The organism is Salinicola sp. (assembly GCF_982684285.1).
The window spans coordinates 1-9,453 of sequence record NZ_CEXLVS010000057.1; the positions used below are offsets into that span (position 1 = coordinate 1).

Annotated in this window: 9 protein-coding genes and 1 pseudogene; 3 read left to right on the top strand and 7 right to left on the bottom strand. The window is 64.0% G+C overall.

Features of this window, described 5'->3' with window-relative positions; genetic code table 11:
• The coding region (locus AC3AYF_RS07075; RefSeq protein ID WP_487779554.1) for a hypothetical protein at window positions 1-221 on the top strand (221 nt) is incomplete at its 5' end.
• 366 nt (window positions 222-587) lie between these two features.
• Window positions 588-1,625, top strand: a complete 1,038-nt coding sequence (locus AC3AYF_RS07080; protein WP_295036506.1) for a hypothetical protein — start codon at window positions 588-590, stop codon at window positions 1,623-1,625.
• Window positions 1,626-1,641: 16 nt separating this feature from the next.
• On the opposite strand, the pseudogene AC3AYF_RS07085 reads toward AC3AYF_RS07080, so the two are convergent.
• From AC3AYF_RS07085 to AC3AYF_RS07105, 5 genes and pseudogenes are all read right to left on the bottom strand, one after another.
• Window positions 1,642-1,779, bottom strand: a pseudogene (locus AC3AYF_RS07085) (TraR/DksA C4-type zinc finger protein); the annotation flags it as partial.
• A gap of 12 nt (window positions 1,780-1,791) precedes the next feature.
• Window positions 1,792-1,911: a TraR/DksA C4-type zinc finger protein gene (locus tag AC3AYF_RS07090; RefSeq protein ID WP_487779555.1), complete on the bottom strand. Its 120-nt coding sequence runs from the start codon at window positions 1,909-1,911 to the stop codon at window positions 1,792-1,794.
• Window positions 1,912-2,025: 114 nt separating this feature from the next.
• Complete coding sequence (locus tag AC3AYF_RS07095; protein WP_487779556.1) at window positions 2,026-2,529, bottom strand: universal stress protein; 504 nt, start codon at window positions 2,527-2,529, stop codon at window positions 2,026-2,028.
• A 199-nt stretch (window positions 2,530-2,728) separates the two neighbouring features.
• Window positions 2,729-3,844 carry a L,D-transpeptidase gene (locus AC3AYF_RS07100; RefSeq protein WP_295036502.1) on the bottom strand — a complete coding sequence of 372 codons (1,116 nt, stop codon included), beginning with the start codon at window positions 3,842-3,844 and terminating at the stop codon, window positions 2,729-2,731.
• 120 nt (window positions 3,845-3,964) lie between these two features.
• Window positions 3,965-4,717, bottom strand: coding sequence for a murein L,D-transpeptidase catalytic domain family protein (locus tag AC3AYF_RS07105; RefSeq protein WP_295036501.1), 753 nt, complete (start codon window positions 4,715-4,717; stop codon window positions 3,965-3,967).
• Window positions 4,718-4,948: 231 nt separating this feature from the next.
• Here AC3AYF_RS07105 and AC3AYF_RS07110 point away from each other — a divergent pair, with 231 nt between their 5' ends.
• On the top strand, window positions 4,949-6,421 hold the full coding sequence (locus AC3AYF_RS07110) for a carbon starvation CstA family protein (protein ID WP_295036500.1): 1,473 nt from the start codon (window positions 4,949-4,951) through the stop codon (window positions 6,419-6,421).
• A 141-nt stretch (window positions 6,422-6,562) separates the two neighbouring features.
• On the opposite strand, the gene AC3AYF_RS07115 is transcribed toward AC3AYF_RS07110, so the two are convergent.
• Both AC3AYF_RS07115 and AC3AYF_RS07120 read right to left on the bottom strand, forming a co-directional pair.
• Complete coding sequence (locus AC3AYF_RS07115; RefSeq protein WP_295036499.1) at window positions 6,563-8,800, bottom strand: NADP-dependent isocitrate dehydrogenase; 2,238 nt, start codon at window positions 8,798-8,800, stop codon at window positions 6,563-6,565.
• 320 nt (window positions 8,801-9,120) lie between these two features.
• Window positions 9,121-9,453: beta-propeller fold lactonase family protein (locus AC3AYF_RS07120; RefSeq protein ID WP_487779557.1), on the bottom strand; the 333-nt coding region annotated here is incomplete at its 5' end.

The window sequence follows — 9,453 nt, forward strand, 5'->3', positions numbered from 1 at the left end:
CGTCGATGATCGAGATATCGGCTTGGGAGGGTGTGCTGGCAATGGACAACGGCTGGTTGCTGTCGCCGACGATGGATGCACAGCCCGTCAGTCCCAACATGGCCAGTGTCACGATGGTTGCTGCTGATGTCCGGATGTTCAATTGGATCCCTACTATTTGCGTTTTTAGTCATTGCGGGTTGAAGCGCGAGGGATTGTGTTGTTTTGTAATTGATTTGTAAACCGCGTTTTCTGGTTTTCAACTCCCGATTTTTAGACGGTTTTTGTAGGATAATTGCCACGTGTTTCTCCATCGTGCGAGGGCGCCAGCGGTAGAGGCGCTGGTACGTGGCAGACGCAAACCGGTCGCGCTCCACGCTTGCCAGAAAGTCCTGGCAGTTCTGGGCAGCGTCTTGGATGAGGTCGGATCGACACGAGAGGAGATTGGGGAGAGCCATCCGGACTGCTGGCAGGAGACTCAATCGAAGCGATGAGTCGGCTCAGTCCATTTTAGGATTTTATCGCGCAGGACCACGAGGCAGGTTGCCCTGGGGTTTGTAATGGCCTAAATCTTGGCCGTTACGGCTTGCTACATGCGAGGGGCTGCCATGAGATTACTACTTCACCCCGGTCATGCGAAGTGCGGTTCGACCAGCATTCAGCGGGCGATCATTCGTAATAGACCGGGACTGGCCGACAATCAGGTCGTCGTACCCGACCCGCGCCTGCGCCTGCCCGGCGAGGCCGGATTCGACCCCCGTGGCGAGACGCCGCGCGAGTTCTTTCGACAGATCATGGAGAACGGTGGCGATACGACGTCTCTTCGCGCGCGCCTTGAGTCCTGGCGGGAGTCACCGCTGTGGCGAGACGCGACCTTCGTGATCTCGGCGGAGAACCTCATCAATCACTTGATGGGGCCGATCGGGGAGGGCATTCACCGGGTACTCGCCGACTACTTCGACGACGTCGAGGTGATTTATTACATTCGCCGCCAGGACGACTACCTCCTCTCCGCTTGGCAGCAGTGGGGGTTCAAGGAGGGCAAGACGTTCGCGGAATATAGCCAGGAGGCGTTGCGCAGGGCCAATCCCCACTACCTGGCGGTAGGCCAGGCTTTCGGCAGACTCTATGGATCGGCCAGCGTGACGGTGAGACCACTGCAGGCGGAGGCGCTGCGGGGAGGGGAGCTGCTGACGGACTTCTTCGCTCATCTGGTCGAGGACCCGTCGAGGCTCTCTTTCGACCGGGACCGCAGCAATCTCAGCCTGAACCCTTTCTTCTGCGAGATTCTCGCCGGATACCAGGGGCTCTTCCGGGATATCCATGACGACAGACTGAAGCAGCGGCTGGCCAGGACGCTCGGTGTCGGCCATGAACTGTTCCAGCGTGAGAGAGATTTCATGGATCCCGAGATGGCACGGCGCATCATGGCGCATCATCGCGAGGAGAATTTGCATCTTCAGCAGCAGTTCTTCCCGCATGTGCCGTTCGAGACCGTCTTCGGCGATCGCGAGGAAGAGGGACTGGACCCCGGCGAGCGAGTGCAAATGTCCCGGCAACGGGCCGAGCAACTGCAGAAGCACGTGATCCGGGAGCTGCTCGAACTGCTGCAGTCGATGCCGGAGAGCGCGAAGTCGCCGGCCTGAGTGGCCCGGCACCCGATCAACGCAGCTGGCTATCCTTGCTGCCGCGGCGATTGTAGGCGGCGCGATGCGTCTGGTGGCGATCCGCCGCGGCCTGGCAGTCGATGCACAATCGAACGCCGGGCACGGCCTGGCGGCGTGCTTCCGGGATCGGCGCCTCGCACTCCTCTCACGCCGCCAGGCTGGGCCCGGCTCTCTGCAGCCGCTGCCGCGCTTCCTGAATGCCGTCCTCCACGGTGCTGTCGATCTGCTCCTGAACCGCACCGTCCTTTGCCCAGCCACTGGCCATTGGCTTTCTCCTTCGGGAATCTCTCCCGTCGCTATCCCACCCCGTTCAGCATGGTGGCGACCGATCTGTCCCGCAAGTCGTCATTCCGGGGAACCGTCTGCGTGTCGCCGACGGTCAGTCGAAGTCGACGAACTCATGGGGCGCCTGCGTGGCGTGCTGGTGCGGGGTCTCATGCACGCAGATCACCCGGCACTTGGCGACGTGGGTCACCTTGTGGGAGACGCTGCCGATCATCAGGCCCTTGAACTGGCCGACGCCACGGCTCCCCATCACGATCGCGTCCACCCCCAGGCGCTCGGCTTCGGCAACGATCGTGCGTGCCGGCGAGCCCTGCTTGACCAGCGTATCGAATTCGCCGTTGTAGCCGGGAAAAGAGGGAAGGGTATCCAGCGCCACGTCCAGGATGGCGTGGCCCTCGCGGCTCGCGGTCTCCACCGAGGCCGCCTTGATCGCCGCCTCGACGCTCAGCAACTCGCCGCGGTGCAGCTGGGGATAGGGATCGCGGACATTCAGGAGATACAACTTGCCCTGAACCGGCGCCGCCAGTTGGCAAGCGACATTGAGCGCGACAAGGGAGTCTTCGGAACCATCGATGGGGCCCAGCAGGGACTTGAACATGGCAACCTCCCTAGGGTGAAGGGAACCAGCGGAAGCGTTCCCGGTGCCGCGTCGTCTCCGGTCGCATCCGGCCGGCGACGTGCCGCGACTCGTCGAATCGCTCGTCGACATTCAACATAGGCCAGTTCCGGGGCTGGTCATAGTGGATGAATGTCGCACGGCTTGTCGCACCCGCGTCTTGTGGGGGGCGGTGGCGACTTCAGGGATCGGCGCCGACATGACGTTCGGTGGCGACGTCATCCAGCCAGCCGCTGGGGCCGACGCTATCGATGACGCGCAGGTGTCCGCCGCTGTTCTCGGGAGCCAGGTGCGCATCGGTGGCGACCAGTACGGTGCCGGGAGAGAGCAGAGGCAGCACCTTCTGCTTGAAACCCTCCGGTACCACGACCTGATTGACGACATTGGCCGGTACCGGCCGGCCGGCGGCGCTCTCGTAGCCCGGCACGCCGATCGCGATCCAGGTCGGCATGGGCAGCGAGCGGGAGTTCCCCTCGATACTCGCAAGGGCACTCTCCTGCGAGGTCGGAGGATGAAAATGCCCTTCGACGATATAGGCGCGAGTCCCTGTCACGGCATCCGGGCGAGCGAGCTCGACACGGGAGCGGCCGATCTCGACACCGTTGCGGTAGACCACGAGCATGCGGTCGCTGCGACTCAACACCATCGAGATCGGACCCTCGGCCGGGGGATCCATGGCCCAACGCCAGCTATTGCCACCGGCCAGCTGGGGCATGCCGACATCGGCGCCGGTGTGGGCATCGATCGGGCTCAATGGCCCGGGATGGACGAGGGAGACCGGCGCCTGCCCCGCCTGCGCCACGACCACGGTCATCCCCAGGTTCGAGGCCTCGAACAGCAGGCGAGCGAACTCGGTGGGCAGGTGGACGCAACCGTGGGATTCCGGGTAGCCCGGCAGGCCGCCGGCATGCAGTGCCACGCCGTCCCAGGTCAATCGCTGCTGGTAGGGCATCGGGGCGTTGCCGTAGAGATTGGAGCGGTGATCCTTGTCCTTCTGCAGCACGGTGAAGACTCCCGTGGGCGTCTCGTAGCCCTCGCGGCCGGTGCTGACGGTGGTGACGCCGATCAGGATGCCGTTGCGATAGACGTAGGCCCGCTGCTCGGTCAGGCTGACGACGACGGCCATCGGGCCGGCTTGCCTGTCGTCACCGCCCCAGATCCAGGCGCCGGGAGGCAGTCGATCGACCGCTGAATCGACGGGGCTCGACTGTTTCTCGCCCCAGAAAGGCACGGCAAAGCCGGCCGGCGAGACCAGCAGGGCAAGGCTCAACAATAGCGTGAATCCCAGCCGAGGCATTGGAGGTGCTCCCTGACGACTGCCGGTTCCGTTCGCGTCTTCGACGCCCGGCGCCCTCTCAATGTCGCCCCTGCGGGAGAGCCTGGCAAGGTCCGCAAACAGGCGTCCGAGCAAGATCTTTCAGCGCACGCCGAGCCAGCGATGCTCGTGACCGTCCCCCTCGACCCTGGCCAGCGCGCACCGGGCCAGCGCGGAGCGCATCAGCCACTCCCGTTCGGGGTAGTAGGAGAAGACGAATTGGCCATCCTTCAGCACCTCGATCACGCCGTCGGCGACGCTGGGGCGCAGGGCGGGGCAACCCCAGCTGCGACCCAGGCGACCCTGCGCCTCGCCGGCTTCCGGGTTCACGTAGTCGGCGCCGTGGATGACGATCGCGCGGCTCATCGCCGCGTCGTTGAAGCCGGGTTCCAGCCCCTCCATGCGCAGCGAGTGGCCGTTTCTGCCCTCGTAGGTCCGGCCGGTCAGGAACAGGCCCAGGCTCGAGGCGTGGGAGCCTTCCCGATTGGAGAAGTGGTCCGGGATGTCGCCGCCCGACCCCTGACCATGCGCCACCACCTCGCGGTAGAGGAGGGTGTTGCGGGCCAGGTCGAAGACCCACAGACGTGGCGTCAGTGAAGAGCGGCTGTAGTCGATGATCGCCAGGCGCCGTGCGTTCTCTCCCACGCCGTGCTGCTGCGCGCACTGCATGATTCCCAGCCCCAGGGCGACGACATCGGGATTGGCATCGGGGGCCAGTCGATCGAGGGATGCCGCTGTCGGCTGGTATATCACATCGGCGCGCGCCAGCAGGTCGGGAGCGGTCGGTGGCGTTGCCGCCGTCGCGGGGGGAATCGATGCCAGCAGCCCCGGCGAAGCGATCAGGAGGAGAGCCACGAGAGTCTTGAACATTGACGGTGTGGACGAGGTGGCCGGAAAGGCGCCAGCATGCTTGAGAAGTCCCACCGAGACAAGCGCCGTCAAGTGTCGCGACCGCCACTAAAGTCTAGGTGTAATGTCCGGGCCTTATTCGTAAATTGGCGCGCTTGACCAGAGTGCGGACCCTGCGGGTCCGTGTAGTACCTGCCGGATGCCCACAAGGCGTCTTACCAGCACCAGGGGCCCTAGATGATTACATTCATTGGATCGATCCTGCTATTGATAGTGGGCTACTTCACGTATGGGAAATTCGTGGAGCGTGTATTCGTCACCGATCGCAAGCGACGCACGCCTGCGTTCACCATGCGCGACAACATCGACTACGTGCCGATGAACACCACCCGGAATTCGCTGATTCAGCTGCTCAATATCGCCGGTGTCGGTCCCATCTTCGGGCCGATCCTCGGCGCGCTCTACGGTCCGGTGGCGTTCGTGTGGATCGTGATCGGCTGTATCTTCGCGGGCGCGGTACACGACTATCTCACCGGCATGATCTCGATCCGCAATCATGGCGCCCACCTGCCGCAACTGGCGGGCAAGTTCCTGGGCCGGGTGATGAAGCACGTGGTCAACGGCTTCGCCATTCTGCTGCTGCTGTTGGTGGGCACCGTCTTCGTGACCTCGCCGGCGGCGCTGCTGGCCAACATGACGCCGTTGTCGCTCACGCTGATCACGCTGGTGATCTTCGCCTACTATCTGCTGGCGACGCTGCTGCCGATCGACAAGGTCATCGGCCGGATCTACCCCTACTTCGGCGCGCTGCTGCTGTTCAGCGCGCTGGGTATCGGCCTCGGCATGATCTTCACCGGTGCGCCGATTCCCGAACTCTCGTTCCAGAACATGCATCCCCAGGGCGCACCGATCTTCCCGCTGCTGTTCCTGACCATCTCCTGCGGCGCGCTCTCCGGCTTCCATGCGACCCAGACGCCGATCATTTCCCGCACCACCGAAAACGAGGGCAACGGTCGCAAGATCTTCTACGGCATGATGATCACCGAGGGTGTCATCGCGATGATCTGGGCGGCTGCGGCGATGAGCCTGTTCCATGGCGAACACACGCTGTCCGACGTTCTGGCAGCCGGCGGTCCGGCCGCGGTGGTCAGTGAAGTCTCCACCACCATGCTGGGCGCCATTGGCGGTACGCTGGCCATTCTCGGCGTCATCGTGCTGCCGATCACCTCGGGCGACACGGCTTTCCGCAGCGCGCGCATGATCATTGCCGACTACCTGAAGATCGATCAGCGTCCCATCGTCAAGCGCCTGCTGATTGCCGCACCGCTGTTCGTGGTCTCCTACGCGCTGACCCATATGGACTTCACGCTGCTGTGGCGCTACTTCTCCTGGGCCAACCAGACCACGGCCGTCATCGCGCTGTGGGTCGCGACCATGTATCTGGTGCTGGCGCGCAAGCCGCACCTGATCACCTCGATCCCGGCGACGTTCATGACCATGGCGACCTTCACTTATCTCGCCTACGCGCCGATCGGCTTCGGCCTCTCGCTGCAGCTGAGCTACGTCGTCGCCGCCGTCGGCACGCTGATCTGCATCGCCCTGTTCATGAAGCGGGTACGGCGTTTGAGCGGCGGCATCTTTGCCGTCGACGAGCCGGAGGTGCCGGCCCATCTCGATGGAAAGGGGGACGAGGCGCTGGCGACGAGCTGATCGTCGACATCCCGGTTCGATAGCGCCTGCAAGCAAACGGGCCCGTGCCAATGGCACGGGCCCGTTTCTTTTCGCCGTCGCTGCCGTCGCGGCAGCGACGAGCGGGGAAACCGGCTCGATGGCCTCGAGCCGGTGCGCCGATCAGGAAGCCTGGTAGAGCTTGCCCAGTGCCGCGTTCAGCGTCTTGCTGGGGCGCATGGCCTCGCTCACCAGCTCGCCATTGGGGTGGAAGTAGCCCTTGATGTCCACCGGCTTGCCCTGCACCGCGTTGAGCTCGTCGACGATCGTCTTCTCGTTGTCGCCAAGCGTCCTGGCGATCTCTTCGAACAGTGACTTCAGCTCGCCGTCATCGGTCTGGGCGGCCAGCTCTTTGGCCCAGTAGAGCGCCAGATAGAAGTGGCTGCCGCGGTTGTCGAGTTCGCCGACCTTGCGCTTGGGCGACTTGTCGCTGTCGAGGAATTCGCCGTTGGCGCGATCCAGCGTCGCCGACAGGATCCTGGCACGGGCGTTGTCGAAGGTGCTGCCGAGATGCTCGAGCGACGCCGCGAGCGCCAGGAACTCACCCAGTGAGTCCCAGCGCAGGTGGTTCTCCTCCAGGAACTGCTGGACGTGCTTCGGCGCGGAGCCGCCGGCACCGGTCTCGAACAGGCCGCCGCCGTTCATCAGCGGCACGATGGAGAGCATCTTGGCGCTGGTGCCGAGTTCCATGATCGGGAACAGGTCGGTCAGGTAGTCGCGCAGCACGTTACCGGTGACGGAGATGGTGTCTTCGCCCTTGCGGATGCGCTCCAGAGACACCTTCATCGCTTCCACCGGCGCGAGGATACGGATATCCAGGCCGTCGGTGTCGTGATCCTTGAGGTAGGTCTCGACCTTTTCGATCAGCTTGGCGTCGTGGGCGCGGTTGGCGTCGAGCCAGAAGATCGCCGGCGATCCGCTTTCACGGGCGCGATTGACGGCCAGCTTGACCCAGTCCTTGATCGGCGCATCCTTGGTCTGGCACATGCGCCAGATGTCGCCGGCCTCGACGTCATGGCTGAACAGCGTCTGGCCGTTCTCGTCGGTGACGACGACGGTGCCGTCGGCCGGGATGTGGAAGGTCTTGTCGTGTGAGCCGTACTCTTCGGCTTTCTGCGCCATCAGGCCGACGTTGGGCACGCTGCCCATGGTGGTCGGATCGAAGGCGCCGTTCTTCTTGCAGTCCTCGATCACGGTCTGGTAGATGGTCGCGTAGCAGCGGTCCGGAATCACCGCCTTGGCGTCGTGCAGGGCGTCGTCGGTGCCCCACATCTTGCCGGAATCGCGGATCATCGCCGGCATGGAGGCGTCGATGATCACGTCACTCGGCACGTGCAGGTTGGTGATGCCCTTGTGGGAGTTGACCATCGCCAGCGACGGCCGCTCCTTGTAGAGCGCCTCGATGTCGCTCTTGATCGCGTCCTGCTGCTCGCTCGGCAGTTTCTCGATCGCGCTGTAGAGATCCCCGATGCCGCTGCTGGAGTTGAAGCCGGCCAGTTTCAGCGCCTCGGCGTGCTTCTCCAGCGCCTCCTTGTAGAACTCCTCGACCACGATGCCGAACATGATCGGGTCGGAGACCTTCATCATGGTCGCTTTCAGGTGCAGCGAGAACAGCACGCCGCGCTTCCTGGCATCCTTGATCTCGCTGTCGATGAAGTTGCGCAGGCGACGGCTGCTCATGCTCGCGGCGTCGACGACTTCGCTCTCCTTGACGGCGAGGCCCTCCTTCAGCGTGATGTGGGTACCGTCTTTCTGCTGCAGTTCGATCTTGAGCTTGCCGGCCTTGGCGATCACCGCGGACTGCTCGCTGCCGTAGAAGTCGCCTTCGCTCATGTGGGCGACGTGAGACTGCGAATCGCTGCTCCACTCGCCCATGCGGTGCGGATACTTGCGGGCATAGTTCTTGACCGACTTGGGCGCGCGGCGATCGGAGTTGCCCTCGCGCAGCACCGGGTTGACCGCGCTGCCCTTGGCCTTGTCGTAAGCCGCCTTGATCGCTTTCTCGTCGTCGTTCTTGGGCTCTTCCGGGTAATCCGGCAGGGGGTAGCCCTGGCTCTGCAGCTCCTTGATCGTTGCCTTGAGCTGGGGGCCCGACGCGCTGATGTTGGGCAGCTTGATGATGTTGGCTTCGGGGGTGGTCGCCAGTTGGCCGAGTTCGGCCAGATCGTCGCTGACGCGCTGCTCTTCGCTCAGCAGGTCGGGGAACTGGGCCAGGACGCGCGCGGCCAGAGAGATGTCGCGGGTTTCGACCGTGATGCCAGCGGTGCCGGTAAAGGCTTCGATGATCGGCAGCAGAGAGTAGGTGGCAAGGGCCGGGGCTTCGTCGGTCAGGGTGTAGATGATCTTCGGCGTATTGGACATGTCTGTTCGTTAACCTCTCTTTGGCAATGACACGAAGTGTCGAGTGCGTGCGGAAACTCGAGTGCGCGTCCCGCCCCTCCGTTTCGGCTCGATACGTCAGCGTTCGACGCCATCCTCTGTCGATCGCCCGACGCTTGTTCGAACCAGGAGGCGAGACATCCTCCCGGGTGTCGGTTGCTGGCACCGTGGCTGGCCAACACTCGGGGCTGAAATCGATCGCGGCGGCGGCGCGTGAAAGTTGTCGACAACCTGCAGTCGCGACCGAGTATACCAGCGGCAGTGGGCCAGCGCATTCACGTGACCCGACAGCGGGCCGACGATCACGGCCGTTCGAGTGCCACGATCTCCACCCAGTTCGTCTTGTGGCCGGTGGCGACGTCGCTGAGATGGGTCAGGCTGCCGCTGGCCGATTCGATTCGATAGAGCGACAGGTGATCGCTCAGTTCGCCGGCGGCTACCAGGTAGCGCCCGGTGGGATCGATCCCGAAGCCGCGGGGCTGCTGCACCGTCGGCTGATTGCCGACGAAGTGCAGCTCGCCGGTTTCCGGGTTGGCCCGCAGCGTGCTGAGAGTGCTGCTGGTGCGCTCGGAGAGGTAGAGGTAGCGGCCGTCCGGCGTGATCAGGCCGTCGTAGGGCTGCACACCGACGTCGGC

What these genes read in the sequence shown, in the direction of transcription:
- AC3AYF_RS07080 (WP_295036506.1), top strand. Translation starts at nt 588, where the DNA reads ATGAGATTACTACTTCACCCCGGTCATGCGAAGTGCGGTTCGACCAGC.
- AC3AYF_RS07090 (WP_487779555.1), bottom strand. Translation starts at nt 1,911, where the DNA reads ATGGCCAGTGGCTGGGCAAAGGACGGTGCGGTTCAGGAGCAGATCGAC.
- AC3AYF_RS07095 (WP_487779556.1), bottom strand. Translation starts at nt 2,529, where the DNA reads ATGTTCAAGTCCCTGCTGGGCCCCATCGATGGTTCCGAAGACTCCCTT.
- AC3AYF_RS07100 (WP_295036502.1), bottom strand. Translation starts at nt 3,844, where the DNA reads ATGCCTCGGCTGGGATTCACGCTATTGTTGAGCCTTGCCCTGCTGGTC.
- AC3AYF_RS07110 (WP_295036500.1), top strand. Translation starts at nt 4,949, where the DNA reads ATGATTACATTCATTGGATCGATCCTGCTATTGATAGTGGGCTACTTC.
- AC3AYF_RS07115 (WP_295036499.1), bottom strand. Translation starts at nt 8,800, where the DNA reads ATGTCCAATACGCCGAAGATCATCTACACCCTGACCGACGAAGCCCCG.